The 596-nt window shown below is 67.8% G+C and carries 1 pseudogene; it reads left to right on the forward strand.

Annotated features, from left to right (window positions below):
- Nucleotides 1–119 precede the first annotated feature (119 nt).
- Nucleotides 120–596 (forward strand): annotated as a pseudogene (locus tag BA895_RS13640) (hypothetical protein); the annotation flags it as partial.

Genomic DNA, 596 nt, shown 5'->3' on the forward strand with positions numbered 1-596 from the left:
AGGGCGCAAGTTCTCAGGAACGGGACGGGCGTTCGGTTCAGTCCAGGTACGACCGAAACCCGTTTCTTGGCAGTCAGATTCACTGGTGCTGACCTGCCGTATCGGGTAGAATCGAACACATGATCGAGAGTGGTTCGGAGTTGGCGACAGAGGGCCGGGAGGCTTTCGTTGCGGCTCTGTCTCGTCTCGATGAGAAGGTCGATGACGCGGGGCGGATCGAGCAGCTGTCGGCGTTGGAGCGTTTGAAGTCGGCGGTGGCGGCGGCGCAGGTGCGGGTCACGGTGGGGTTCGTGGCCTCGCAGGAGCAGATCGCGCAGGGCTGGCGTGAGCACGGCAGGGCGTGTTCGGATGCCGGTGACTTCGACGGGTGGCGCCAAGCACGGGACAACGCCCGCCGGGCCTCGCTGGAAGAGCCCGCACCGGCGAGTGAGAGTCCGGCCAGTGAGGGCTCGAGTGGTCGCGGGAGGGGCCGGAAGCGGCCGGTGTTGGCGAACGGGATCGCAGCCCAGGTCGCGTTGGCGCGGGCCGAGTCCCCGCACCGCGGTAGCCAGCACGTGGGCCTGGCGTTGGCGTTGGACCGGCACCTGCCGAACGTG

The organism is Humibacillus sp. DSM 29435, from assembly GCF_001758225.1.
Classification (GTDB): Bacteria; Actinomycetota; Actinomycetes; order Actinomycetales; family Dermatophilaceae; genus DSM-29435.